At 68.5% G+C, this 25,659-nt stretch carries 26 protein-coding genes; 10 read left to right on the top strand and 16 right to left on the bottom strand.

Annotated elements, in window-relative coordinates:
* Positions 1-25 precede the first annotated feature (25 nt).
* The 9 genes from MRBLWH10_RS03885 to MRBLWH10_RS03845 all read right to left on the bottom strand — a co-directional run bounded on the left by MRBLWH10_RS03885 (position 26) and on the right by MRBLWH10_RS03845 (position 10,496).
* Entirely contained in the window at positions 26-1,129 is a 1,104-nt protein-coding gene (locus MRBLWH10_RS03885) for a polysaccharide deacetylase family protein (protein WP_341941693.1), read from the bottom strand.
* Positions 1,130-1,135: 6 nt separating this feature from the next.
* Positions 1,136-2,251 (bottom strand): adenosine deaminase, encoded by a 1,116-nt coding sequence (locus MRBLWH10_RS03880; RefSeq protein ID WP_105675350.1) that lies wholly within the window; start codon positions 2,249-2,251, stop codon positions 1,136-1,138.
* Between the two features lie 51 nt (positions 2,252-2,302).
* Complete coding sequence (locus MRBLWH10_RS03875; RefSeq protein ID WP_341941692.1) at positions 2,303-3,595, bottom strand: thymidine phosphorylase; 1,293 nt, start codon at positions 3,593-3,595, stop codon at positions 2,303-2,305.
* On the bottom strand, positions 3,595-3,993 hold the full coding sequence (locus tag MRBLWH10_RS03870) for a cytidine deaminase (RefSeq protein WP_341941691.1): 399 nt from the start codon (positions 3,991-3,993) through the stop codon (positions 3,595-3,597). The genes MRBLWH10_RS03875 and MRBLWH10_RS03870 overlap by 1 nt, the downstream gene beginning before the upstream one ends.
* A 7-nt stretch (positions 3,994-4,000) precedes the next feature.
* The gene (locus MRBLWH10_RS03865; RefSeq protein ID WP_341941690.1) at positions 4,001-5,275 is read right to left on the bottom strand and encodes an ABC transporter permease; all 1,275 of its coding nucleotides are present in this window, start codon (positions 5,273-5,275) and stop codon (positions 4,001-4,003) included.
* Positions 5,272-6,534: an ABC transporter permease gene (locus MRBLWH10_RS03860; protein ID WP_341941689.1), complete on the bottom strand. Its 1,263-nt coding sequence runs from the start codon at positions 6,532-6,534 to the stop codon at positions 5,272-5,274. The genes MRBLWH10_RS03865 and MRBLWH10_RS03860 overlap by 4 nt, the downstream gene beginning before the upstream one ends.
* On the bottom strand, positions 6,531-8,045 hold the full coding sequence (locus MRBLWH10_RS03855) for an ABC transporter ATP-binding protein (RefSeq protein WP_341941688.1): 1,515 nt from the start codon (positions 8,043-8,045) through the stop codon (positions 6,531-6,533). Before MRBLWH10_RS03855 ends, MRBLWH10_RS03860 begins: the two co-directional genes overlap by 4 nt.
* 104 nt (positions 8,046-8,149) lie before the next feature.
* The gene (locus tag MRBLWH10_RS03850) at positions 8,150-9,232 is read right to left on the bottom strand and encodes a BMP family ABC transporter substrate-binding protein (RefSeq protein ID WP_341941687.1); all 1,083 of its coding nucleotides are present in this window, start codon (positions 9,230-9,232) and stop codon (positions 8,150-8,152) included.
* 148 nt (positions 9,233-9,380) lie between these two features.
* Positions 9,381-10,496: a mannose-1-phosphate guanylyltransferase gene (locus MRBLWH10_RS03845; RefSeq protein ID WP_105675399.1), complete on the bottom strand. Its 1,116-nt coding sequence runs from the start codon at positions 10,494-10,496 to the stop codon at positions 9,381-9,383.
* A gap of 215 nt (positions 10,497-10,711) precedes the next feature.
* Between MRBLWH10_RS03845 and sdhC the strand changes: the two genes are divergently transcribed.
* From sdhC to MRBLWH10_RS03815, 6 genes are read left to right on the top strand one after another with little or no spacing between them, the layout of a single operon-like run.
* Positions 10,712-11,146: a succinate dehydrogenase, cytochrome b556 subunit gene (gene sdhC / locus MRBLWH10_RS03840; RefSeq protein WP_105675364.1), complete on the top strand. Its 435-nt coding sequence runs from the start codon at positions 10,712-10,714 to the stop codon at positions 11,144-11,146.
* Complete coding sequence (locus MRBLWH10_RS03835; RefSeq protein WP_105675367.1) at positions 11,146-11,589, top strand: succinate dehydrogenase hydrophobic membrane anchor subunit; 444 nt, start codon at positions 11,146-11,148, stop codon at positions 11,587-11,589. The genes sdhC and MRBLWH10_RS03835 overlap by 1 nt, the downstream gene beginning before the upstream one ends.
* A gap of 20 nt (positions 11,590-11,609) precedes the next feature.
* Positions 11,610-13,436 (top strand): succinate dehydrogenase flavoprotein subunit, encoded by a 1,827-nt coding sequence (gene sdhA / locus MRBLWH10_RS03830; protein ID WP_341941686.1) that lies wholly within the window; start codon positions 11,610-11,612, stop codon positions 13,434-13,436.
* A 2-nt stretch (positions 13,437-13,438) separates the two neighbouring features.
* Positions 13,439-14,206 (top strand): succinate dehydrogenase iron-sulfur subunit, encoded by a 768-nt coding sequence (locus MRBLWH10_RS03825; RefSeq protein WP_105675371.1) that lies wholly within the window; start codon positions 13,439-13,441, stop codon positions 14,204-14,206.
* A gap of 49 nt (positions 14,207-14,255) precedes the next feature.
* Complete coding sequence (locus tag MRBLWH10_RS03820) at positions 14,256-15,470, top strand: YihY/virulence factor BrkB family protein (RefSeq protein ID WP_341941685.1); 1,215 nt, start codon at positions 14,256-14,258, stop codon at positions 15,468-15,470.
* A gap of 10 nt (positions 15,471-15,480) precedes the next feature.
* Entirely contained in the window at positions 15,481-16,320 is an 840-nt protein-coding gene (locus tag MRBLWH10_RS03815) for an exodeoxyribonuclease III (RefSeq protein ID WP_341941684.1), read from the top strand.
* On the opposite strand, the gene MRBLWH10_RS03810 is transcribed toward MRBLWH10_RS03815, so the two are convergent.
* From MRBLWH10_RS03810 to MRBLWH10_RS03800, 3 genes are read right to left on the bottom strand one after another with little or no spacing between them, the layout of a single operon-like run.
* Positions 16,314-16,988, bottom strand: a complete 675-nt coding sequence (locus tag MRBLWH10_RS03810; RefSeq protein ID WP_341942558.1) for a DUF4166 domain-containing protein — start codon at positions 16,986-16,988, stop codon at positions 16,314-16,316. The genes MRBLWH10_RS03815 and MRBLWH10_RS03810 overlap by 7 nt on opposite strands.
* Positions 16,989-16,990: 2 nt before the next feature.
* Positions 16,991-17,674 carry a DUF4166 domain-containing protein gene (locus MRBLWH10_RS03805; protein ID WP_341941683.1) on the bottom strand — a complete coding sequence of 228 codons (684 nt, stop codon included), beginning with the start codon at positions 17,672-17,674 and terminating at the stop codon, positions 16,991-16,993.
* Positions 17,671-18,306, bottom strand: a complete 636-nt coding sequence (locus tag MRBLWH10_RS03800; protein ID WP_341941682.1) for an SRPBCC family protein — start codon at positions 18,304-18,306, stop codon at positions 17,671-17,673. Before MRBLWH10_RS03800 ends, MRBLWH10_RS03805 begins: the two co-directional genes overlap by 4 nt.
* A gap of 60 nt (positions 18,307-18,366) precedes the next feature.
* On the opposite strand from MRBLWH10_RS03800, the gene trpS reads away from it, so the two are divergent.
* Together trpS and MRBLWH10_RS03790 are read left to right on the top strand one after the other, a co-directional pair.
* Positions 18,367-19,371, top strand: a complete 1,005-nt coding sequence (gene trpS / locus MRBLWH10_RS03795) for a tryptophan--tRNA ligase (RefSeq protein ID WP_341941681.1) — start codon at positions 18,367-18,369, stop codon at positions 19,369-19,371.
* Between the two features lie 24 nt (positions 19,372-19,395).
* A complete protein-coding gene (locus MRBLWH10_RS03790) occupies positions 19,396-20,148 on the top strand; it encodes a hypothetical protein (RefSeq protein WP_341941680.1) in 753 nt (250 codons plus the stop codon).
* A 12-nt stretch (positions 20,149-20,160) separates the two neighbouring features.
* Here MRBLWH10_RS03790 and pth read toward each other — a convergent pair whose 3' ends face one another.
* Both pth and MRBLWH10_RS03780 read right to left on the bottom strand, forming a co-directional pair.
* Positions 20,161-20,742: an aminoacyl-tRNA hydrolase gene (gene pth / locus MRBLWH10_RS03785; protein ID WP_105672233.1), complete on the bottom strand. Its 582-nt coding sequence runs from the start codon at positions 20,740-20,742 to the stop codon at positions 20,161-20,163.
* Between the two features lie 99 nt (positions 20,743-20,841).
* Positions 20,842-21,444, bottom strand: coding sequence for a 50S ribosomal protein L25/general stress protein Ctc (locus MRBLWH10_RS03780; RefSeq protein ID WP_105672234.1), 603 nt, complete (start codon positions 21,442-21,444; stop codon positions 20,842-20,844).
* A gap of 223 nt (positions 21,445-21,667) precedes the next feature.
* Here MRBLWH10_RS03780 and MRBLWH10_RS03775 point away from each other — a divergent pair, with 223 nt between their 5' ends.
* On the top strand, positions 21,668-21,793 hold the full coding sequence (locus MRBLWH10_RS03775; protein ID WP_341941679.1) for a hypothetical protein: 126 nt from the start codon (positions 21,668-21,670) through the stop codon (positions 21,791-21,793).
* A 119-nt stretch (positions 21,794-21,912) separates the two neighbouring features.
* Positions 21,913-23,361 carry an NADP-dependent phosphogluconate dehydrogenase gene (gene gndA, locus MRBLWH10_RS03770; RefSeq protein WP_105672235.1) on the top strand — a complete coding sequence of 483 codons (1,449 nt, stop codon included), beginning with the start codon at positions 21,913-21,915 and terminating at the stop codon, positions 23,359-23,361.
* A gap of 57 nt (positions 23,362-23,418) precedes the next feature.
* On the opposite strand, the gene MRBLWH10_RS03765 is transcribed toward gndA, so the two are convergent.
* Both MRBLWH10_RS03765 and MRBLWH10_RS03760 read right to left on the bottom strand, forming a co-directional pair.
* Positions 23,419-24,144 carry an ABC transporter ATP-binding protein gene (locus MRBLWH10_RS03765; RefSeq protein ID WP_341941678.1) on the bottom strand — a complete coding sequence of 242 codons (726 nt, stop codon included), beginning with the start codon at positions 24,142-24,144 and terminating at the stop codon, positions 23,419-23,421.
* A 29-nt stretch (positions 24,145-24,173) separates the two neighbouring features.
* Positions 24,174-25,628: an FtsX-like permease family protein gene (locus MRBLWH10_RS03760; protein WP_341941677.1), complete on the bottom strand. Its 1,455-nt coding sequence runs from the start codon at positions 25,626-25,628 to the stop codon at positions 24,174-24,176.
* Between the last annotated feature and the right edge of the window lie 31 nt (positions 25,629-25,659).

Here is a 25,659-nt window from a genome sequence, read left to right as displayed (position 1 = left end):
CCCCATCCTGCCGCAGCGGGCGCACTCAGCCGATGCGCTTGATCAGCGAGTCCACCGTCATCCCGTAGTCGATCCGCACCACCGGCAGCGCGAGCTTGTCGGTGCCGATCCCCACGAGTCCCGGCTCGATGGTGCGTGCCATCTCGTAGCCCGCCTGCGTCACGCCCTGCTTCGCCGTGTCGTTGTAGTGTCCGTACGGATAGGCGATCACCTGGCGCACACCGAGGATGTCCCCCGAGGTGTTGAGATCGGCGGCGATCTGATCCGCCGTCCAGTTGACCATGCGGCCCTTGCCGTTGTCGCCGGCCTGGTGCATGTCGTGGGTGTGCGAGCGCCGCTGCACGTAGATCGACGGCGCAGGATCCTGTCGAGCGGCCGTGATCATGAACGACGTCGACAGCAGCTTGTACCTGTCGATCACCGGGACGGCGAGATCGAACCAGGTCTGGTCGGCGTCGTCGTCGGTGATGATCACGGAGCGCGCAGGCAGATAGAGCTTCCCGTCGATGAAGGCGCTGAGCTCGTCCCAGGTGGGGAGGTAGAAGCCGGTCGTCGCGATGTGGTTCATCTGCGCGTCGAAGTCGCCGATGTACGCGTAGTTGCCGCGCAGCCAGCCCTTCTCCCCCTCGGGGTTCGCCGTGAACTGGTGGTACATGAGGATCGGGATCTTCGCGTTCTCCGCGACGTTCTCCTCCGGCGTCTTCCACGAGGCGAAAAGCTCGACCTGCTGGTCGGTGCACACCACGGGATCGGCGCCGTTCACACGGGCCGCCGGGTCGAACGCCGCCGCTGCTGCCGCCGTGGGATACCAGCCCGCGAATACCTTCCCCTCGATCGCCGGGATCGGGAGGTTCTGATACAGCCCCGCCTGCGACTGCAGCAGGGGATCGGCGGGAGCGCCCTCTCCCGAGAACGTCACCGCGCACGCCTGCGGATCGTCGGCATCGGCGACCAGCTGCTGGGCAGGGGTGAGCGGATGCTCGATCATCCCCGCCTCCGCGCGCGGGACGGGCTCCTCGGGAGCGCGTCCAGCAATCCAGGCGTAGGCCCCGGCCGCTCCCCCTCCCAGGAGCACCACCGCGGTGATGATGAATGCAATGACCTTGCGCTTGCGCTTCCCCCCGGCCATCGTGATCTAGATGTCGAAGCCTTCGGCGATCATCTCGACGAGCTCTTCCCGCTCCTCGACCGGGAGGAAGGCCGCAGCAGCGGCGTTGAACTGGAAGGTCTCCAGGTCGTCGAGGTCGTACTCGAAGGCCTCGACGAGCAGGGCCAGCTCGCGGGTGAGCGAGGTGGCGCTCATGGTGCGGTTGTCGACGTTCACCGTCACGGCGAAGCCGAGCTGGTAGAGCAGGTCGAAGGGGTGGTCGGCGAGCGTCCTGCCCCACTTCTCGATCGCGCCGGTCTGCAGGTTCGACGAGGGCGAGAGCTCGAGCGGGATCTCGCGATCGCGCACCCAGCGGGCGAGGTCGCCGAACTGCACCTGCACCTCGTCGCCCTCCTCCGTGATCACCTCGAGGTCCTCGGCGATGCGCACGCCGTGACCGAGGCGCAGCGCGCGGCCGTCGAGCAGTGCAGAGCGGATCGATGCGAGACCGGCCGCCTCTCCGGCATGCACGGTGACCGGGAAGAAGTTCTCGGCGAGGTAGTCGAACGCCGCACGGTGGTTGGACGGCGGGAAGCCGTCCTCCGGACCGGCGATGTCGAAGCCCACGGCTCCGCGACCGCGGAAGTCCACCGCGAGCTCCGCGATCTCACGCGCACGGTCGGTGTGCCGCATCGCGGTGATCAGCTGGCCGACGCGGATGCTGCGACCCGCGCGGTCGACGGCGTCCTCGCCCTCCTCGATGCCCTGCTGCACGGCCTCGACGGTCTGCTCCAGCGTGAGGCCGCGCGCGAGATGCTGCTCCGGCGCCCAGCGGACCTCGCCGTAGATGACGCCGTCGGCCGCCAGGTCCTGCACGAACTCCCGGGCGACCCTGGTCAGGCCCTCCTGCGTCTGCATGACGGCGGTCGTGAGGTCGAAGGTCTTCAGGTACTCGACGAGCGACCCGGAGTCGCTCTTCGTCGCGAACCACTTCCCGAGTTCGACGGGGCTGCTCTCCGGCACCTCGAGCCCGATGGCATCCGCGAGCTCGATGATGGTGGCCGGGCGCAGAGCGCCGTCGAGGTGGTCGTGCAGCGACACCTTCGGCAGGCTGCGCAGTGACGCTCCCTGAATGGAGACGTCGCCGTTCGCGTCGATCGACATGGAAGTTCCTCTCGGTCGCAGGTTCGCTCTGTACAGGCTAGCGGTCGGCGCTCAGGCCGTGATGCGCTCGCGCACGATCGGGCCGGAGGCCGGAGCCTCGTCGCCGATCTCCCACGAGCCCGCGAGAGCCTCGAGCGCGCGGGGGAACCGCGCCTCGTCGGCCGCGGACAGCGTGAACAGCGGCTGCCCCGCCACGACACGGTCGCCGGGCTTGGCGTGCAGATCGATGCCCGCCTCGAAGACCACGGGGTCCTCGGCCCTGGCACGGCCGGCGCCGAGACGCCACGCGGCGATCCCGAACGGGAGCGCATCCATGCGCGACACGACGCCGTCGGCGTCCGCCGTGACGACGTGCGTCTCGCGAGCGGTCGGCAGCGCGGCATCCGGGTCGCCGTCCTGGGCGCGGATCATCGCCTTCCAGCTGTCCATCGCACGTCCGTCGTCGAGCGCCTTCTCCACATCGGCATCCGGCTGTCCGGCGAGGGCGAGCATCTCCTTGGCCAGGGCGAGGGTGAGCTCACGCACGTCGGATGGGCCGCCGCCGGCGAGCACCTCGACCGATTCGCGCACCTCGTTGGCGTTGCCGATCGCGAGTCCGAGCGGCACGTTCATGTCGGTCAGCAGCGCCGTGGTCGCCACGCCGGAGTCGGTGCCCAGCGCGACCATCGTGCGGGCCAGCTCGCGGGCGCGGTCGATGTCCTGCATGAACGCGCCGGAGCCGAACTTCACGTCCAGCACCAGAGCATCGGTGCCCTCGGCGATCTTCTTCGACATGATGCTCGACGCGATCAGCGGGATCGCCTCGACCGTGCCGGTGACGTCGCGCAGGGCGTAGAGCTTCTTGTCGGCGGGGGCGAGGCCGGAGCCCGCCGCGCAGATCACGGCGCCGACGTCGCTCTGCATCTGCGCGAACATCTCCTCGTTGCTGAGCGCCGCGCGCCAGCCGGGGATCGACTCGAGCTTGTCGAGCGTGCCACCCGTGTGGCCGAGACCGCGTCCGGAGAGCTGTGGCACCGCGACGCCGAACACGGCGACGAGCGGGGCGAGCGGAAGGGTGATCTTGTCGCCGACGCCGCCGGTGGAGTGCTTGTCGACGGTCTTCTTGCCCAGGCTCGCGAAGCTCATGCGCTCCCCCGTGGCGATCATCGCGTCGGTCAGCACCCGGATCTCGTCGCGCTCCATGCCGCGCTGGAACACGGCCATCGCGAACGACGCCATCTGCGCGTCGGACACGTAGCCGCGGGTGTAGGCGTCGACCATCCAGCGCAGCGCCGGCTCGGGGACCATCCCGCCGTCGCGCTTCGCGCGGATCACGTCGACGGCGTCGAAGGGCTCAACAGACATCAGCGAACGTCCTCAAGGTCTCGGGGGCCGAACGCATCCGGCAGTACTTCATCGATGGTGCGGATGCCGGAGACGGTCTCCAGGAGCATCCCGGGCATGGCGTGCTCGAACAGCAGCTGGCGGCAGCGGCCGCACGGCATGATCGTCTCGCCGTCGTTGTTGACGCACACGAAGGCGACGAGCTTGCCGCCGCCCGACATGTGCAGATCGCCGACCAGCGCGCACTCCGCGCACAGCGTCACTCCGTAGGAGGCGTTCTCGACGTTGCATCCGGCGACGACCCGGCCGTCGCTGACCAGTGCGGCGGCGCCGACCCGGTAGCGCGAGTACGGCGCGTACGCCTTCGTCATGGCATCGGTCGCGACCTGTCTCAGGTCGTCCCAGTCGATGTCGGTCATGTCTCTCCTAGGACTTGATGTACGGATCGCCGTCGGCCGCCGGCGGACGGGAGCGTCCGACGAGGCCTGCCACGGCGAAGATCGTGACGACGTACGGCAGCATCAGCATGAACTGGCTGGGCACCGGGGAGCCGATGACGCTCAGCACGCCCTGCAGGTTCGTCGCGAAGCCGAACAGCAGCGCCGCCAGCGTGGCCTTGATCGGGTCCCACTTTCCGAAGATCACGGCGGCGAGGGCGATGAAGCCCGCACCAGCGGTCATCTCGGGGTTGAACCGCGGCACGGAGACGAGCGTGTAGAACGCGCCGCCCATGCCGGCGATGGCGCCGGCGATCAGCACGTTCATGTAGCGCGTGCGGGCGACGTTGATGCCCACGGTGTCGGCGGCCTGCGGGTGCTCGCCGACGGCGCGCATGCGCAGACCCCACCTGGTGCGGTACATGCCGAACCACACGACGAACACGACGATGTACATGAGGTACACGACGATCGTCTGTCGGAACAGGATCGGCCCGAGGATCGGGATCTCGCTGAGGAGCGGGATCGGCAGCACCTCGAACGGGGTGACCGTGTTCAGGGTCGCCTGGTTGGGCGCGAGCACCTGCCGGAACAGGAAGGTCGTGACGCCGATGACCAGCACGTTCAGCACGACGCCGACGATGACCTGGTCGACGTAGTAGGTGATGGCGAAGACGCCGAGGATCAGCGCGACGAGCACGCCCGCCGCCATCGCGGCGATGAGCCCAGCCCACGGGGAGCCGGTGGCCGACCCGACGATCGCCGCCGTGAAGGCGCCGGCCAGCAGCTGGGCCTCGATGGCGATGTTCACCACGCCGGCCCGCTCGCCGATCACGCCGCCCAGGGCACCGAAGATCAGCGGAGTGGCGAGTGCCAGTGCACCGCCGAGCAGACCGATCATCGGCAGCGTGCCCGAGCTGCCTGCGGCGGCCCATGACAGGAAGCCGAAGATCAGCGCGATCGCGAAGACGGCGGTGAGCCACAGCGGGATGGCGCGTCGCTTCGACGCCAGGAACCACGCCGCAGCGGAGATCGCGGCCGCGATGATCACGGCGATCCACGCGGTCGCGGTACCGGGCACGACGAGGTTCGGGATCGCGATCAGCTCGGAACCAGCGGTGAGCTTGAACGTCGAGTCGCCCGGACGGGACACGAGCAGCGGAAGCAGCGCGAACAACACGGTGACCACGCTGAAGATGATCGGTGTCTTCCAGGAGACGACCGCGACGGTACGGGGCTCTGCATCGAGAGTCTGCACGCTCATGCCGACACCTCCTTCTTCGCGGCGCGACGCTGTCGGCGGCTCGCGCGACCGGGCTGCGGGAGACCGAACATGGCCCGCACGAGCGGCGGCGCCGCGATGAACAGCACGATCAGGGACTGCACGACGAGGACGATCTCGATCGGCACCCCCTGGGACGCCTGCATCGTGAATCCACCGGTCTTGAAGGCGCCGAACAGGAGTCCTGCGCCCAGGATGCCGAGCGGGCGCGAGCGCCCGAGCAGGGCGACCGTGATCGCATCGAAGCCGATGCCCGCGTCGATGCCGCCGCTGAAGCCCTTCGGCTCGGTGCCGAGCACCTGGCTGACGCCGGCGAGGCCGACGAGGGCTCCGGCGATGAGCATGACCGTGAAGTACATGCGCCCCACCGAGATGCCGGCGGTGCGGGCGGCTGCGGGGTTCTCCCCCACGGCGCGGAAGCGGAAGCCGAGGCTCGAGCGCTCCAGCAGCCACCACGTGATGGCCACCGCGACGAGGGCGAGGAGGAAGCCGAGGTGCAGCTTGTACATCGGGCCGAGGATGAGCGGGAAGATCGCGTTCTCCGCCATGGGCGCGGTCTTCGGGTTGTTCGAGCCCGGCGCCTGCAGCAGTCCCTGCGTCGCCAGCATCCAGGCCAGGAGGTAGAACGCGATGTGGTTGAGCATGATCGTCACGATCACCTCGTGCGCACCGGTGCGAGCCTTGAGGAGACCGGCGATGCCGGCCCAGATCGCACCGGCGACGATGCCGGCGATGAGCGCGGCGATCATGTGCAGCGGGAACGGGAGGTCCCATGCGGTGGCGACGTATCCGGCAGCGGCAGCCGCCATCAGCATCTGCCCCTGGCCGCCGATGTTGAAGAGGCCGGCGCGGAACGCGAGTCCGACGCCGAGGCCGGCCGCGATCAGCGGCGTGGCGAACTTCAGCGTCTCCGTCAGCGGACGGATGCCGATGAGGAAGGAGTCGGCGTTGAAGTTGTAGATCGATCCGCGGAAGAGAGCGGCGTACGCGCCTCCGACGGCGCTGCCGATCGCGTTCAGCGTGTCCATGGGCGCCGCGAAGAAGTAGCTCGACGCCGCCTGGACCTCGGGGTCCGTCAGCGCGATCATGAGCGAGCCGACGATGATGGCCGCGAGCACGGCGAGGACCGAGACGAGGGCGTTGCCGCTGACGATCTCGGTGAGAGCGGCGCGCCACTTCGAGGGCGCCGGAGCCTCCGGCGCGGTCGTGGCCGCGTCGGGCTGGGTCTGGGCGGAGGTCATGCCTGGGCTCCTTCGTTCGCGGCGCCTGCCATCATCAGACCGAGGGTGTCGCGCGGGGTGTCTCCCGGGACGATGCCGACGATCTTGCCGCGGTACATCACCAGGATCCGATCGGCGAGGGCGGTGACCTCGTCGAGCTCGGTGGAGATCACGATCACGGGGACGCCGGAGTCGCGCGTCTCGATCACGCGCTTGTGGATGAACTCGATCGAGCCGACGTCGACGCCGCGGGTCGGCTGCGCTGCCACGAAGAGCGACAGGTCGCGGCTCAGCTCGCGGGCGAGCACGACCTTCTGCTGGTTGCCGCCCGAGAGACGCCCTGCGGCCTGCGTCGGCCCCTGGGTCCTGATGTCGAACTCGGCGATCTTCTCGCGGGCGAAGTCATCGCGCACGCGCAGCTGGAGGGCGCCGTTTTTCACGAACGGGGCGCCGTTGGAGCGGTCGAGCATGAGGTTCTCGGCGATCGAGAACTCCTTCACGAGACCGTCGACGCCGCGGTCCTCGGGGACGAAGCCGACGCCGACGTCGAGGATCTGCTTGACGGTGCGGCCGACCAGCTCCTCGCCGTTCAGGCGGATGCTGCCGCGGACCCTGTCCTGCAGGCCCATCAGCGCCTCGGTGAGCTCGGTCTGGCCGTTGCCCTGCACGCCGGCGATGGCGAGGACCTCGCCGCCGCGGACCTCGAAGGAGGCCTCGTCGACGAGGACCGCTCCGGTGACGTCCGTCACGGTGAGGTTCTCGACCACCAGGGAGTTGGTGCGGAGGTTCGGGGCGTCCTTGTGGACGGTGAGCTCGACCGCACGGCCGACCATGAGGGAGGCGAGCTCGGTGTTCGACGCGGTCGGGGAGGCCTCTCCGACGACCTTGCCGAGACGGATCACCGTGATGCGGTCGGCGACCTCGCGGACCTCACGGAGCTTGTGGGTGATGAAGACGATGGCGGTGCCCTGCTCCTTGAGCTGGCGCATCGTCGCCATGAGCTCGTCGGTCTCCTGCGGGGTGAGCACGGCGGTCGGCTCGTCGAAGACCAGGATGCTGGCCTCGCGCGACAGCGCCTTGATGATCTCGACCCGCTGCTGCACGCCGACGGGGAGGTCCTCGACGACGGCGTCCGGATCGACGTCGAACCCGAAGCGGTCGGAGATCTCCTTGACCTGGCGGCGGGCGGCGGCGAGGTCGAGGCGACCGCCGAAGGTGGTCTTCTCGTGGCCCAGCATCACGTTCTCCGCCACGGTGAAGACGGGGACGAGCATGAAGTGCTGGTGCACCATGCCGATGCCCGCGTTCATCGCGTCGCCGGGGCCGGAGAAGTGCTGCACGACGTCGTCGATGAGGATCTCGCCCTCGTCGGCCTGGTAGAGGCCGTAGAGGACGTTCATCAGGGTCGATTTTCCTGCGCCGTTCTCGCCGAGAAGGCAGTGGATCTCTCCGGGCTGGACGACCAGGTCGATGTGGTCGTTGGCCGTCAGTGCGCCGAACCTCTTCGTTATGCCGCGCAGCTCGAGCTTCATGTGTCCGATCCTATTCATGACATCGCCGTGCTGCCCAGAGATCGCCCGGGCAGACGACATCGGGGAGGCCGACTGGGCCGGCCTCCCCGATGCTGTGGTGGTTGTTACTCGCTGAGGTACGAGGTGACCTTGATCTTGCCGGAGATGATGTCCGCCTTGATCGTGTCGACCTTCTTCACGAGCTCGGCGTCGACCTTGCTCTCGAAGTTGTGCAGCGGGGCGATGCCCACGCCCTCGTTCTCGAGGGTGCCGATGTACGGCTCACCGGAGAACTTGCCCTCTGCGCTGGACTTGACGGCCTCGTAGGTCGAGACGTCCATGGCCTTGAGCACCGAGGTGAGCACGAAGTCGGCCGTGGTCGGGTCGGTGTTGAAGAGGTCGGCGTCGGCGCCGATCAGCGCGATGTCCTTGCCCGAGTCCTTGATGGCCTGGAGGCCGGACTGGTAGATCGGACCGCCGACCGGGAAGAGCACGTCGACACCCTGGTCGATGATGTTCGTCGCGGTGGTCTTCGCGTCCTGGTTGGCCTCGAAGCCACCCGTGAAGGAGCCGGTCTTGCCGTCCCAGCCGATGACCTCGACGGCCGTGCTGTTCTCGGTGTTGTAGTAGTCGACGCCCTGCTTGAAGCCGTCCATGAAGATCGTGACGGTCGGGAACTCCATGCCGCCGTACGTTCCGACCTTGCCGGTCTTGCTGTAGCCGGCGGAGAGGTAGCCAGCGAGGAACGCGGCCTCGGCCGTGTTGTAGAGCAGCGGCTTGACGTTGTCGGGCTTGCTGTCGCCGCCCGCGTCGTCGATGAGGATGAAGTCGGTGTCGGGGTTGGCGGTCGCCGCGTCGACGGTCGCCTGCGAGAGCGCGAAGCCGACGGTGACGATCGTGTTGCAACCCTCGGAGACCATGTTGTCGATGTTGGGGCCGTACTCGGTCTCGGCGTTCGACTCGGCCTTCTTGAGCGTCACGCCCAGCTCTTCGGCGGCCTTGTTCGCGCCCTCGAAGGAGAGCTGGTTGAACGACTTGTCGTCGAAGCCTCCGGCGTCGGAGACGATGCACGGAGTGAAGTCGGATGCAGCGGGCTTGTCAGAGCCGCCCGGCTTGTCGGTCGGAGCCTGGCCACAGCCGGCGAGGGCGAAGATGACGCCCGCGGCGACGGCTGCGCTCAGCAGCTTCTTGGTGGTGGAGATGGTCAACTCATGCCTCCCTCAGCGAACCCGCGGCCATCGCGGATCGCTCAAAGTTACCTACTGTTTCGACGTTTGGGCATATCCGGCCCGCACCTGCTGGCGAATGGTTACAAAGCTGAAATCAATCCAGCAGATGAGCATGCAAGCGTGCTCATCAGAGCACGTCGCCTCGCCCCGTCAGCTTCAGCGACTCGACGACGCCCTTGACGCGCTGCGCATGCTCGACGGTGGTCACCAGCAGGGCGTCCGGGGTGTCCACCACCACGATGTCCTTCACCCCGACCAGGCTGATCACGCGGCTCGTCTGACTCACGAGGATGCCGCTCGCCGCATCCGACAGCACCCTGGCCTTGGGGCCGAGCACGGCGAGGTCGTTCTTGCGGCCGTTGGTGATGAGCTTGGTGAGAGAGGCGAAGTCGCCCACGTCGTCCCAGTCGAAGTGGCCGGGCACCACGGCGAGGCGGCCGCGCTGGGCCGCGGGCTCCGCGACGGCGTAGTCGATGGCGATCTTCTTCAGGCGGGGCCAGATGCGGTCGACGGCGGGGCCGCGACGGTCCCGGTCGTCCCACGCCTCGGCGAGCTCGATGAGCCCCGCGTGCAGCTCCGGCTCGTTGATCGCCAGCTCGTCGAGCAGCACGCTCGCCTTGGCGATGAACATGCCCGCGTTCCAGAGATAGCTGCGGTCGGCGATGTACGCCTTGGCGGTCTCCAGGTCGGGCTTCTCGACGAAGCTCTCCACGAGAGAGGCCTCGCGGGCGCCGTCGACGACGAGCTCCTCCCCCTGCTTGATGTAGCCGAAGCCGATGGCGGGCTCGGTCGGCGTGATGCCGATCGTGCAGATGTACCCCTCGCGCGCGACCTCGACGGCATCCCGCACGGCGAACTCGAATACGCGGGTGCCGCGGATCACGTGGTCGGCGCTGAACGAGCCGATGATCACGTCGGGGTCGCGGCGGTGCAGGATCGCGGCGGCCAGGCCGATCGCCGCCGCCGACTCGCGCGGCTCCGACTCGAGGAAGACGTTGAGATCGGGGATGTCGGGGAGCTGCTCCTCCACCGCGGCGCGATGCGCGCGGCCGGTGACCACGGCGATCCTGTCGTGCCCGGCGAGCGGCTCCAGCCTGTCCCACGTGTCACGCAGCAGCGAATGACCAGAGCCGGTGAGGTCGTGCAGGAACTTGGGGGCGTCCGCCCGCGACAGCGGCCAGAGCCTGCTCCCGATGCCGCCAGCAGGGATCACCGCGTAGAAGTCCTTGATCGGTTGGGTCACCTGGCCAGAGTACCCGCCGCCCATCATGCGCACAGGCTCTCGACACCATGCGGAAATCCTCTCGACATCGAGACACTTAGGTTGCCCTTCGTCGCTCTCAGCGATCTGACAGGAATAGGATGGACACCGATCGGCCGTGCCTGATGTGATGACAGGCTCACACTTGGACCACGCACTGCACGCGACCGAGTCACTTCGATCCAGGGAGGACGACCGTGTCCACAAGCGCTCGCTTGACACCGTCGATTTCGGAAACCACGTCAAAGACCCCGCGCGGCACCCTCTATCGGGGCCGCGAAGGCATGTGGTCGTGGGTGCTTCATCGCATCACCGGAGTCGCCATCTTCTTCTTCCTGTTGGTGCATGTGCTCGACACAGCGCTCATCAGGGTGTCGCCGGAGGCGTACAACGCGGTGATCGGCACCTACAAGAACCCGATCATGGCGCTGGGCGAGGTCGTACTGGTCGCCGGCATCGTGTTCCACGCGATGAACGGCCTGCGCATCATCGCGGTCGACTTCTGGTCGAAGGGCGCCAAGTACCAGCGTCAGCTGTTCTGGGTCGTCATCGGCGTCTGGGCCGTGCTGATGGCCGGCTTCGTGCCGCGCCACCTCGCGCTCGCGTTCGCCGGCTTCGGAGGAGGACACTGATGACCGCTCAGACCGTCGCGGCCCCGATCCGCCGTCAGCGCGGATTCAACCTCGAGAAGTGGGGCTGGCTCTTCATGCGCGGCTCCGGCATCGTGCTCGTGGTGCTGATCTTCGGCCACCTCTTCATCAACCTGATGGTCGGCGAGGGCATCCACGCCCTCGACTTCGCATTCATCGCCGGCAAGTTCGCCACGCCGTTCTGGCAGTGGTGGGACGTGCTGATGCTGTGGCTCGCGCTCATCCACGGCGCCAACGGCATGCGCACCATCGTCAACGACTACGTCACGAACAACACGGCACGCAAGGTGCTCATCTGGGCACTGGGCCTCGCAGCCGGCCTCCTCATCCTCCTCGGCACGCTCGTGGTCTTCACGTTCGACCCGTGCCTCGGAGTGACCGAGTCGAGCACCCTGTGGGACACCTGCCAGGCCGTGGCTAACTGATAGAGAAGGCATACGAAAAAGTGACTACTGAGGCGCAGGAGTCCGTCGTCCGCGACGGCGTGCACTACCACCAGTTCGACATCGTCATCGTGGGCGCCGGCGGCGCCGGCATGCGCGCCGCCATCGAGGCGGGTCCCGGGGCCAGGACCGCGGTGATCTCCAAGCTCTACCCGACGCGCTCCCACACGGGAGCAGCGCAGGGTGGCATGGCCGCCGCCCTCGCGAACGTCGAGGAGGACAGCTGGGAGTGGCACACCTTCGACACGGTCAAGGGCGGCGACTACCTCGTCGACCAGGACGCGGCGGAGATCCTCGCCAAGGAGGCGATCGACGCGGTCATCGACCTCGAGAACATGGGCCTGCCCTTCAACCGCACCCCCGAGGGCAAGATCGACCAGCGCCGCTTCGGCGGTCACACCGCCGAGCACGGCAAGACCCCTGTCCGCCGCGCCTGCTACGCCGCGGACCGCACGGGGCACATGATCCTGCAGACGCTGTTCCAGAACTGCGTCAAGCTCGGCATCAACTTCTTCAACGAGTTCTACGTGCTCGACCTGCTGACGGTGAAGGATGCCGACGGCAAGACCCAGGTCTCTGGCGTCGTCGCCTACGACCTCGCCACGGGCGAGCTGCACGTCTTCCAGGCCAAGGCCGTGATCTTCGCGACCGGCGGCTTCGGCAAGATCTTCAAGACCACCTCGAACGCGCACACCCTCACGGGAGACGGCGTCGGCATCGTGTGGCGCAAGGGCCTCCCCCTCGAGGACCTGGAGTTCTTCCAGTTCCACCCCACCGGCCTCGCCGGCCTCGGCATCCTCCTCACCGAGGGCGCCCGCGGCGAGGGCGCGATCCTGCGCAACGCCTCGGGCGAGCGCTTCATGGAGCGCTACGCCCCGACCATCAAGGACCTCGCTCCGCGTGACATCGTCGCCCGCTGCATGGTGCAGGAGGTCCTCGACGGCCGCGGCGCCGGGCCCCACAAGGACTACGTGCTGCTCGACTGCACGCACCTCGGCGCGGAGGTCCTGGAGACCAAGCTCCCAGACATCACCGAGTTCGCCCGCACGTACCTGGGCGTCGACCCGGTCGTCGAGCCGGTCCCCGTGATGCCGACAGCGCACTACGCGATGGGCGGCATCCCCACGAACAACAACGGAGAGGTGCTGGCGGACAACGACACGGTCGTCCCCGGTCTCTACGCCGCCGGCGAGTGCGCGTGCGTCTCGGTGCACGGAGCCAACCGTCTCGGCACCAACTCGCTGCTGGACATCAACGTGTTCGGCAAGCGCAGCGGCCGCAACGCGGTCGAGTACGTCAAGACCGCGGAGTTCGTCCCGCTGCCCGAGAACCCGGCGGCATTCGTCTCCGACATGCTCGAGGGACTGCGGAACAACCAGGGCACCGAGCGCATCGCCGTGCTGCGCAAGACGCTGCAGGACGAGATGGACAAGGGCGCTCAGGTGTTCCGCACCCACGAGTCCCTGCAGCACGTGCTCGGCGTCATCGCCGACCTGCGCGAGCGGTACAAGAACGTCCACGTCGACGACAAGGGCCACCGATTCAACACCGATCTGCTCGAGGCCGTCGAGCTGGGCTTCCTGCTCGACATCGCCGAGGTCGTCGTCTACGCGGCGCAGAACCGCGAGGAGAGCCGCGGCGGCCACATGCGCGACGACTTCCCGAAGCGCGACGACGAGAAGTACATGCAGCACACGATGGCGTACCTCACGGGAGACGCGCACTCCGCCGACCCGAGCGACCACATCCGGCTGGACTGGAAGCCCGTCGTGTTCACGAAGAACGAACAGGGCGAGTTGAACTACCCGCCGATGGAGAGGAAGTACTGAGCATGGCGAACGCAGTCGCAGAAGCACCGGCAGCAGACTCGGCATCCGAGGTCATCCAGTCCTTCATCGTCACCTTCAACATCCGCCGTTTCGACCCCGAGGTCGACGCGGAGCCGCACTGGGTCGACTACGACGTGGAGCTCTACTCCACCGACCGCGTGCTCGACGCGCTGCACAAGATCAAGTGGGAGGTCGACGGCTCGCTGACCTTCCGCCGCTCGTGCGCCCACGGCATCTGCGGCTCCGATGCGATGCGCATCAACGGCCGCAACCGCCTCGCCTGCAAGACGCTGATCAAGGACCTCGACATCTCGAAGCCGATCTACGTCGAGGCGATCAAGGGTCTGCCGCTGGAGAAGGACCTCGTCGTCGACATGGAGCCGTTCTTCGCCTCCTACCGCGAGGTGCAGCCGTTCCTGGTGGCGAGCTCCGTGCCCGAGAAGGGCAAGGAGCGCATCCAGACCATCGCCGACCGCGAGATCTTCGACGACACCACCAAGTGCATCCTGTGCGCCGCGTGCACCTCGTCGTGCCCCGTGTTCTGGACCGACGGGCAGTACTTCGGCCCGGCCGCGATCGTCAACGCGCACCGCTTCATCTTCGACTCGCGCGACGACAACGCCGCCGTGCGCCTCGACATCCTCAACGACAAGGAGGGCGTGTGGCGCTGCCGCACGACCTTCAACTGCTCCGAGGCCTGCCCCCGCGGCATCGAGGTGACCAAGGCCATCGCCGAGGTCAAGCAGGCGGTTCTCCGCGGTCGTCCCTGACCTCTCTCGCGCTGTTCGACACGCCTCCGCCCTTGGATAGGGTGGAGGCGTGTCTGATTCCGGTGGCGCCGCGCCCGAAGCCGGTCGCCTCGATGTGGCCGTCGAACGCGCCACGGCGCTGACCCGGCGCACGCTCGGCCTCTTCCCCGTGCGCGTCTGGCGCCACTTCCTGCAGCACAACGGGTTCCTCCTCGCCGCAGGCGTGAGCTATCAGGCGCTGTTCGCGATCTTCGCAGCGATCTACCTCGCGTTCGCGATCGCCGGCCTGTGGCTGGGCGGGAGCACGGAGGCGGTCGAGGGGATGATCGGGGTCATCAACAGCTATATCCCCAACCTGATCGTCCCTCATGGTGGCCTCATCACTCCCGATCAGGTGCAGGAGATCGCTGCGAACACGACAGGGGTCCTCAGCGTCACCGGTCTGATCGCCCTCGGCACCGTGATCTGGACGGCGATCGGGTGGGTCACCTTCTCCCGACGCGCGACGAGGGACATCTTCGGCCTGCCGCCGGACCGCCGCAGCTACGTGCTGCTGAAGGCGAGAGACCTGCTGGCCGCGCTGATCTTCGGCGTCGCGCTGATCGCCGGCTCGCTGCTCAGCTCGGCGAGCGCGGGGATCCTGAGCTGGCTCCTCGACCTGCTGGGCTGGGACACGGGCTCCGGCGGACTGAACCTCAGCATCCACATCGGCACCGTCCTCATCTCGTTCGTGCTGCTGTCGTCGGCTCTGGCCGCCATGGTCCGCTTCCTCACCGGAACGTCGCTGCACTGGCGCATCATCTGGCCCGGTGCTCTTCTCGGCGGCGGCGCGATGACGATCCTCCAGTTCGGGGCCGGCTTCCTGCTGAGCTACACGCCCTCGAATCCGCTGCTGGCGACGTTCGCGATCTTCATCGGCCTCCTGCTCTGGTTCCGCATCAACGGCGTCGTGATGCTGGTGGCCTCCTCCTGGATCGCGGTGGCGGCGTCCGACCGTGACGTCCCGCTGTTGCAGCAGACCGAGGCGGAGAGGCGGCTGGCGGAGTACCAGGCGCTGCTGACCGCGGCGCGGATCCGCGTCCGTGAGGCCACGGCCGCGCTCGACGCCGCTCCGTGGCACCGCGCCTGGGCGGCGGGGCGCGACCTGCGCGCCGCCGAGGCCGACCTCGAGGCTCTCGAGGCCGCCGCTCCCCCGCCCGCCGAGCCCAGCACGCCGATCGCACAGCGCCTCCTGAGCGAGCTGAACCGGCCCAGGTCCCCCCGGAATGTCGGCGGCGCCCCATAGGCTTGTGTCCATGTCTCATCTGCGCATCGCCACGGTCAATGTCAACGGGATCCGCGCAGCGGCTCGCAACGGGATGAGCGGATGGCTCGACACCGCAGACGTCGACATCCTGACGCTGCAGGAGGTCCGCGGGCAGGACGAGCACCTGGAAGCGGCCCTCCCCGGTTGGACCTTCGTGCACGACGAGGCGAGCGCCAAGGGTCGCGCGGGAGTCGCCATCGCCAGCCGCACCCCCGCGATCGCCTCGCGCACCGACTTCGGCGACCAGGACTTCGATTCGAAGGGCCGCTGGATCGAGGCCGACTTCGAGATCGGCGGGCGTCCGCTCACCGTGGTGAGCGCGTACGTCCACACGGGCGAGGCCGACACCCCGAAGCAGGACGAGAAGTGGAAGTTCCTCGACGCGTTCTCGACCCGTCTCGCCGAGCTCGGGAAGGATGATGCGCTCGCGCTCGTCACCGGCGACCTCAACGTCGGGCACCGCGAGCTCGACATCAAGAACTGGCGCGGCAACCGCAAGAAGGCGGGCTTCCTCCCCCGTGAGCGCGCCTACTTCGACCGCTTCCTCGGCGAAGCCGGTGCGGATGTCGAAGGGGTCGACGGCTCCGTGGGCACCGGTCTCGGCTGGGTCGACGTGGGGCGCCGGTTCCACGGTGAGGTCGACGGCCCGTACACCTGGTGGTCCATGCGCGGCCAGGCCTTCGACAACGACTCCGGCTGGCGGATCGACTACCACCTCGCGACTCCGGCCCTCGCCGAGCGCGTCACGGCCTATCACGTCGCGCGCGCCGCGGCCTACGACCAGCGCTGGAGCGACCACGCGCCGGTTGTCGTCGACTACAGCTACTGATCCTCGACGCTCGAGTACCGATACCAGCCCCGGTACTCGAGCAGGGTTCCTGCGAGCGGATTCCGCACGGTGACGGCGATCGTGCGTCGGGCGTTGTCGTCGTCCCATCCGTCTTCGACGTCCACGTGCACGGCGAGGATGCCGCGGAGGGCGATCCGGCGGCCGCCGAGACGCAGTGCCGCGCGGCGGGTTCGCATGCGCAGGGTCCCGCCGTCTCCGACCGCGCACTCCTCGATGAGCTCGACGCGTCCGCGCTCGCCGAGCAGCGTGCGCACGAGTCCGGGGTGCACGCTGGTGGTCATCACATCGGAGACGCGCTGCGCACCGCTCGGGAAGCGGAACTCCCGCGTGGTGTGGAGCGTCACCCTCTCGATCACAGCGTCTCCGACCGCCACCGTCGTCACGGTCGACTCGGTGAGCACCGAGAACGGCACGTCCGAGGCGATGCGCGTCACGACGGCATCCCTCCCCAGCAAAGGCATCGCGAGGGCGTTGAGCAGACGGTATCGGCTCCCGGCGCGCGCGAACACGCCCTCGCCCCGGGCGTGCGACGCTGGTGTGCGCATCTGGGCGGCGATCTCGGGGTGCAGCAGCGCGGCGTCGGCGCCCAATGCCCGCAGGAACGCCTCTCCGTTCCTGACCGGAACGCTTTCCCGATCGCCGGACATGATCACTCTCGCCGTTCCTCGCGGTACGGCTTCACCGTCTCCGGCATGCCCTGTCCGTCGACGAAATCGCAGGTGAACGTGCCCCGGTACCCGAAGAGGAAGCCCAGCACGTCGTTGCGCACCTCCAGATCGATGACGTAGCATCCCCGCTCGTCATCGAAGCGCTCGGTGAGGTGGGCCCGTCCGCTGAACAGCATCGGGAAGCGGAACGCGATCGGCCCCTCGTAGAAACGCTGGGAGCCCGAGGTGAGCCGCAGCCCGCCGTCGTCGGTGACGGCGAGGTCGAGGTCGACGGCCAGGTGCTGGTGCGTACCCAGGTAGTCGACGATCCGGCCCCTGCTGTCGCTGTAGATCATCGTGGCATCGAAACGGCGTCGGAGACCCGGCCTGATCTCCATGGTCCGCACGAACGTGACGGTCTCGCGCCCCAGGCTGTCGACGTACGCATGGTTGTCGATCTGGAAGGGGATGTCGGTCCCTCGGTCGGGGAACAGGATGTTGCGCAGCGTGCCGATGGCGAGGAACGGCAGTGTCCACCACGGGCCTCGGCGCACCTCGTTCATCACGCCCCGTCCGACGCAGCCATAGCCTGCGGCGACCCCCACGCCGAAGCGGCGCTGCATCTCCGGATGCAGGCGCGCGAAATCGGCGCCGAGCGCCCTGGCGAAGATCCCGTCGGCGCTCATGCGTGCAGCTCCGACAGCGAATCCGGCGCCTGCTGCACGATCGTGCCTCCTGCGGCGACGGGACGTGACAGGCACCTCCTCGCGTGGGCGCGCTGTCGCCGACCGGGCGTGACGGAACGCCAGAACCCGGTGGCCTCCGGCGGCACGTCCTGCTCCGCCCAGACCCGCAGCCTGTCGAAGCTCCATGCGGTGAGCCACCACACGAAAGGGCGCGTGACGAGCGGGTCGAGGAGGCGTCCGAGCAGTCCCCACCCCGGCGCGTAGTCGTATCCGGTGATGAAGCGGACACCGTCGTCGGTGGGGACGTACCGCCAGTACCCGCGGCCGGCGCCGAGCGGCGAGAGCCGGTCGGCGGTGTCGAAGAGGAGGGCGGAGGTGCGCTCCCCCGCGCGACCGCGCCTGTCCCCTCGCGAGACGCCGGTGCCGCGGATGGTGTGGATGCCGAGGTCGAGCTCGTACGCGAACTCCTGCGCGCCGTCGTCACGGACACGCGTAGGCCGGATCGTCGTGAAGCGGCCGTCCCAGCGCACGTGGTGCTCCGGGGTCTGCGTCAACTCCCAGACGCGCTCGATCGGCGCATCGATGAGGATCTCGACGTACAGCGCTCGTTCCCTCCTGCGTCGTTCTCCCATAGCCACAGGGTAGAGGATGCGGAACGCGGCGCCTCGTCGCACGGCGCATAGGATTGACGGGTGAACAAACCTCGCCTGTACTCCGGAATGCAGCCCTCCGCCGACTCCCTCCAGATCGGCAACTACATCGGCGCGCTCCTGCAGTGGCGAGAGCTGCAGACCTCCTACGACGCGTACTTCTCCGTCGTCGATCTGCACGCGCTCACCGTCGCGCAGGACCCGGCCGAGCTCCGCGAGAAGACGCGCCGCACCGCGGCGCAGTACATCGCAGCCGGCATCGAGCCCTCGCAGTCCACTCTCTACGTGCAGTCGCACGTGCGGGCGCACGCCGAGCTCGCCTGGATCCTCTCCACGATCACGGGCTTCGGCGAGGCCGGGCGCATGACGCAGTTCAAGGACAAGTCGGCGCGTTACGGAGCCGACGCGACGAGCGTTGGGCTGTTCACGTATCCGGTCCTGATGGCCGCGGACATCCTGCTGTATCAGACCGACGTGGTGCCTGTGGGAGACGACCAGAAGCAGCACGTCGAGCTCACCCGTGACCTCGCCGAGCGCTTCAACTCGCGCTTCGGCGAGACGTTCGTCGTACCGCGCCCCGTGATCCAGAAGGACACGGCGCGCATCTACGATCTGCAGAACCCGACCTCGAAGATGTCGAAGTCGGCCGAGAGCGATGCCGGCGTCCTGTGGATGCTGGACGACCCCGCCAAGTCGGCGAAGAAGATCATGCGCGCGGTGACCGACACCGAGGGCTCGGTGCGCTTCGACCGCGAGACCAAGCCCGGGGTATCGAACCTGCTGACGATCTATGCGGCCCTCACCGGTCGTCAGGTCGCCTCGATCGAAGACGAGTACGCGGGCCGTGGCTACGGCGACTTCAAGAAGGGTCTGGCCGAGGTCGTCGTGAACGAGTTCGAGCCCGTCCGCACCCGCGCGCTCGAGCTGCTGGACGACCCCGCCGAGCTCGACAGGATCCTCGCGGCCAATGCGCAGCGCGCGGATGCCGTCGCCGACGCCACCCTGGGCGACGTCTATGATCGCGTCGGGCTGCTGCGGCGCATCTGATCGCGGCGGCCCTAGGATGGGGGCGTGACTGATCCGCAGCTGCCCCCGCCCTCCGGCGCCCTTCCTCCCGTGCCCCCTGCCCCGCAGGGTGCGGATACGACGTCACCGCAGATGCCGCCGGTTCCTCCGGTCGCTCCCCCTGTCGCGCAGCCTTCGCCCGCCTTCCCGGCAGAGCCGCCCGCGTACCCGGCGCAGCCTCCGGCATACCCGGCGCAGCCGCCGGCTTTCACGGCGCAGCCCCCGGCGTTCCCGGCGCAGCCCCCGACATACCCGGCGGCGCCCGGCGTTCCCGCTCCCGGCCCCGCGTACCAGGCTCCTCCCGGTGCGTATCAGGTCCCGGTGGGCGGCTATGCGGCCCCCGCAGGAGCCTACGCCGCACCGGAGGCGGCATCCGCGAAGCCCTCGGGCCTGCTCGGCACCCTCTCGCTCATCTTCGCCGTGGTGGCCGCGATCGTGATCCCGATCATCGCCGGAGTCTCCGGCTTCGAGATCGGCCGCCACCTCCCCTCGTCGGGGTTCGACGCGAGCGATCCCGAGTTCCTCTCGCTGCTGTCCCCCGCGCGGGACCAGGTGCTCTGGACGGAGATCTCGTTCTGGGTCGGCACGGTGCTCGGCATCGCTGCGATCGTCGTCGGCATCATCGCGATCGCCAAGAAGAAGCGGCGTGGCCTCGGCATCGCCGGCCTGATCCTCGCCGTGATCGGCGCCGGAGGCTTCTGGGTGATCCTGCTGTTCTCGGTCTCGATCGGCACCGCGACGGGCCTCGGCGGCTCCTGAGCCCCGACAGGATCAGCGCGGCGCGTGGTGCTTCTGCTGCGCCGCGAGCAGTCCTTCTGCGACGAGGAGCTCGACGGCATCCGCCGCGTCCGAGACGAGGATGGGCAGGTTCGCACGCTCGTCCTTGCCGAACGGAGACAGCACCCAGTCCGCGGGATCCTGTCGTCCGACCGGCCGTCCGATGCCCACGCGCACGCGCGGGAAGTCGGGTGTGGTGATGGCGCGCGCGATGTCGCGGACTCCGTTGTGCCCTCCGTGGCCTCCACCGGTCTTCAGCTTCACGGTGTCGAAGGGGATGTCGAGCTCGTCGTGCACGACGATGATCTGCTCCGGCGGCACCGAGTAGAAGCGCGCGAGGGCCGCGACCGGTGTGCCCGACACGTTCATGAAGGTGTTCGGCTTCGCGAGCACGAGCTTGTCGCCGCCGGGCCGCAGCCAGGTCTCCACGACCCGCGCTCCGCCCTTGTGCTCGCGGAAGCTCTCGTTCCGACGGGAGGCGAGCTCGTCGACGACCATCTGCCCGATGTTGTGCCTCGTCGTCTCGTACCGGGGTCCCGGGTTGCCGAGTCCGACCACCAGCCAGGTGGATGCCATCTCATCGTCCTTTCGCCCGCGCGTCCGCAGGACTCGGTCAGGATACGACAGAGGGGGCGCGATCTGCTCGCGCCCCCTCTGCGGTGAATCGGTCGGAGATTACTCCGCGGCGGCCTCGGCCTCGGCGGCGGCGTCCGCCTCATCGTCCGCGGCGGTGCCGGAGGACGGGACGGAGATCGCGACGACGAGCACCTCGGGGTCGGAGAGCAGCGTCGAGCCCTTGGGCAGGACGACATCGGCGGCGGTGATGTGCGCGCCGTCCTCGAGACCCTCGATCGACACCTCGAGGTTCTCCGGGATGTGCGTGGCCTCGGCCTCGATGGACAGGGTGGTCGCGTCGAGGTTCGCGATGGTTCCGGAAGCGGACTCGCCCACGAGAACGACGGGGATGTCGATCGTGACCTTCTCGCCCTTCTTCACCACGAGCAGGTCGATGTGCTCGATGATCTGGTGCACCGGGTCCTTCTGCACGTCCTTGACCAGGGTGAGCTGGTCGCCCTTGCCCTCGATCTGGAGCTCGAGAACGGCGTTCGCGCGACGGATGATGAGCGAGACCTGGTGGCCGGGCAGTGCGACGTGCACCGGCTCGGTGCCGTGGCCGTAGATGACGGCGGGGATCTTGCCGGCGGCGCGGAGGCGGCGGGCGAAGCCCTTGCCGAAGTTGCTGCGCAGCTCGGCCTGGACCTTGGTGTCTTCAGACATGTGGTTCTCCTTCGGGACACGCAGCGGTGCGCCACGCGGTGGTCTCTTCGTCATGATCTCGAACGCAGACGCGCGAGAAAGCCACCGGGCCTGCTCCGCCGCGTCGATAACGGACGCCTGCGCACGCGCAGAAGCGTCCCTCGCCGAGGTACATCCTCAATGGTACCCGATCACCCGATAGGCTGTAGCCACCGATCATCCCACCCAGATCACGGAGAATCCCATGCTCGACGGCGCCTTCCTCTCACACGCACTCGCATGGCTGATCGGCGCGATGACGGTCTGCGCGGCGGTGTTCACTTTCGCCGCGCTGTTCTCCCTCGGCCGCTCGGGCTACCGCAAGGACTGACTCCCCCCGCGCCTCCTCGTTCGTCGGATGCTCCGCGCATCCACGACACACGCGCGCTCCCGCTCTCCACGTCGCGATAATCTGGGTTCATCCCCTACTTCACGATCGAGGAGCCCTCTGTGCCCGAAGCATCAGCGAACATCGGAGTCGTCGGACTCGCCGTCATGGGTTCGAACCTCGCCCGCAACCTCGCGAGCCGCGAGGGCAACACCGTGGCGATCTTCAACCGCAGCTACGAGAAGACGCAGTCCGTGCTCGACGCGCACCCGGAGGCGGGCTTCATCCCGGCCTCCACCTACCAGGAGTTCGCGGACTCTCTGCAGAAGCCGCGCACCGCGATCATCATGGTCAAGGCCGGCGGCCCGACGGATGCCGTGATCGACTCCCTGGTCTCGGTCTTCGAGCCCGGCGACATCATCGTCGACGGCGGCAACGCCTTCTTCCCCGACACGATCCGCCGCGAGAAGGCCGTCCGCGAGACCGGCATCAACTTCGTCGGCGCCGGTATCTCCGGCGGTGAGGAGGGTGCACTCCTGGGCCCGTCGATCATGCCCGGCGGTTCCGACGAGTCGTGGGTGACCCTCGGCCCGATCCTGAAGTCGATCGCCGCCGTCGCCGAGGGCGAGCCGTGCGTCACGCACGTCGGCCACGACGGCGCCGGCCACTTCGTCAAAATGGTGCACAACGGCATCGAGTACGCCGACATGCAGCTCATCGCCGAGGCGTACGACCTCATCCGCCGCGGCACGGGCAAGTCGCCGGCCGAGATCGCCGAGATCTTCGCCGAGTGGAACAAGGGCGAGCTGGAGAGCTACCTGATCGAGATCACCGCCGAGGTGCTGCGCCAGATCGACGCCGCCACCGGCGAGCCGCTGGTCGACGTCATCGTCGACCAGGCGGGCGCGAAGGGCACCGGCGCATGGACCGTGCAGACGGCCCTCTCGCTCGGCGTCCCGGTCTCTGGCATCGCCGAGGCCACCTTCGCCCGCTCGCTGTCCTCGCACCCCGAGCAGCGCGCCGTGGCATCCGCCCTCCCCGGCCCCGACGAGGAGTTCGCCGTCGCCGACCAGGAGGCGTTCATCGAGGACGTGCGCCTCGCGCTGTACGCGTCGAAGATCGTCGCCTACTCGCAGGGCTTCGACGAGATCCGCGCCGGTGCAGCGGAGTACGACTGGAAGATCGACCTCGGCGCCATCTCCAAGATCTGGCGCGGCGGCTGCATCATCCGCGCGCAGTTCCTCAACCGCATCGCCGACGCCTACGACGCCGAGCCCGGTCTGCCCGTGCTGATGACGGCGCCGTACTTCGCCGAGGTCTTCGGTCGCGCCCAGGCGGCGTGGCGCCGCGTGGTCGTCGCCGCCGCCGAGGCCGGTATCCCCGCTCCCGCGTTCTCCTCGTCGCTGTCGTACTACGACGGCATCCGGGCCGACCGCCTGCCGGCCGCCCTCGTGCAGGGCCAGCGCGACTTCTTCGGCGCGCACACCTACAAGCGCATCGACAAGCCCGGCACCTTCCACACTCTGTGGTCGGGCGACCGCACCGAGATCGAGGCGGAAGACACGCACTGAGCGCGTCCGACACCATGACGAAGGCCCCGGCTCACCGCCGGGGCCTTCGTCATCTGCTCAGCGCGTGATGTCCTGCACGCGTCCGTTCGCCAGACGCAGCCGCCGCGTCGCCCGACGGGCCACGGCCGAATCGTGGGTGACCACGATCATCGTGATGCCCTCGGCGCACAGGTTCTCCAGCAGCGTGAGGATCTCGTCCCTCATGCTCTCGTCCAGATTGCCCGTCGGCTCGTCGGCCAGCAGCACCCGTGGGCGCTTGACGATGGCCCTGGCGATCGCGACCCGCTGCTGCTGTCCCCCGGAGAGCTCGGTCGGCAGGTGACTACCCCGGTCGTCGAGGCCGACGTGGGCGAGCGCGGCGGCGACCCGCGACTCCCGCTCCGCTCGTCCGAGCGACAACGGCTCCAGCGCCATGTTCACGTTCTCCGACGCGGTGAGCGTCGGGATCAGGTTGAAACCCTGGAACACGAACCCGATCTCCTCGGCGCGAATCCGATTGAGCTCGCGCGCGGACGCACGGGCGAGCTCCGCTCCGCCGAATCGGAGCGATCCGGATGACGGCCGGTCGAGAGCGCCGAGGAGCTGCAGGAGCGTCGACTTCCCTCCGCCCGTCGGCCCCTGGATCGTGACGAACTCGCCCGGCATGATGGCGAGGTCGACGCCGGTCACTGCGGTGACCGTGCGCCCCTTCTGCGCGTAGGTGCGGGTGAGACCCTCCGCCTGGTAGAGCGGAACCCCTGGTTCCGTGTCCTCCGCCGAGTGCACTGCTTCTGCGATGCTCATGTCTGATTCTCCTTGTCCGTATGAGTCGGTCATGCGACCGAGCGCAGTGCCTCGGCCGGGCTGAGCCGTGCGGCCCGCCATCCTCCGAAGGCGCCGGCGACCAGTCCACCGAGGACGGCGAGGCCCACCGCGGCGGCGAACACCCAGGGGGTGAACGGCGCCTGGAGCACGATGTCCGCCGCCTGCTGCACCTGGAACATGCCGCCTCCCGTGGGGCCGCCCTGACCCCCGGGACCGCCCTGTGCACCGCCGCTCGAGGCGGCGACCGTCGGCTTCAGCACGTTGATGAGCACGATCCCCGCGATGCCGAGGACGAGGCCCGCCGCGCCGCCGATCAGCCCCTGGAGCATCGACTCCCCGGCGACCTGACGGACGACCCTGCCGTTGGACCAGCCGATCGCCTTGAGCGTGCCGAACTCCCGTGTGCGTCGCGAGACGCCGGAGAGCGTGAGCAGCACGGAGATGAGCACAGCCACCGCGAGCACGATGACCGACAGCCACGTGCCGAGGTTCGTGATCAGCGAGGTCGCGCTCGAGAGCGACGCGGACACGGTGGAGGCGAGCTCGGACTGCGAGGTGACCGTCGCATCGGGCAGCTCCTTCGTCAGCGCCGTCTGCACCGCATCGATCCCCGATGCGGAGTCGGCCTGCACGTAGATCGTCGAGACGACGTCGCCCGCGCCGGAGAGCTCCTGCGCGGTGTCGAGCGGCAGATAGACGTTCGCCGCGGTGTCGGCGGTGTCGGAGGTCGAGGCGACGATGCCGACGACCTGCACGGTCGAGCCGGCGACGTCGATCGTGCCGCCGACGGCGATCTCGTTCGTCGCCGCGTAGGTCGCATCGACGAGCGCGACGAGCGCCCCCGCATCGCCGCTGGTGAAGGCGCGGCCGTCGCTGACTTCGACCGAGGCGAGCGGTCCGACGGATGCCGTCCCCGGGTCGATCCCCAGCACGGAGAACGAGTCGATTCCGAACGAGCCGCCGCCCGATCCGTCTGCGCCGCCCTGCGGGGCGGTCTCGCCCTCCTGGGGGGCACTCTGGCCGCCCTGCGGAGAGAATCCTCCGCTCGGCATCTCGCCCGTGAACGTGGAGTCGGTCAGGCTGAGCGCCGCGGATGCCCCGGCAACGCCCTTCGTCGAGGACACCGTGTCGAGCACCGAGCTCTCCAGCGTGCCGCGCATGAAGTCGGTCCGCAGCGTCGAGCGACTGAGGGTCGTCGTCTCTCCGTCTGTGCTGCCGTCGTCAGCGCCGAAGTCGAAGCGCTGGGGTCCGCCCTCCCCCGGCTCTGCTGCGGCGCCGGTCACGGTGAGGTCGGTGCCGACCCCGTACACCGACTCCAGCGCCTGGGCCTGCGCATCGCGGACTCCCGTGGTGAGCGCGTTGACGACGATCACCAGGCCGATGGCGATCGCCAGGCCGATGGCGACGATCAGCGTCTGTCTCTTGCGGCCCGCCAGTTCGCGCCGCAGATATGTCCCGTACATGTGTCTCCTTCCTCCGCGCGATTTCGCGGGT

The sequence above is a fragment of the Microbacterium sp. LWH10-1.2 genome, from assembly GCF_038397765.1.
GTDB lineage: Bacteria > Actinomycetota > Actinomycetes > Actinomycetales > Microbacteriaceae > Microbacterium > Microbacterium natoriense.
The sequence above is the reverse complement of the archived record's forward strand: the minus strand, read 5'-3'. Positions and strand labels throughout refer to the sequence as shown.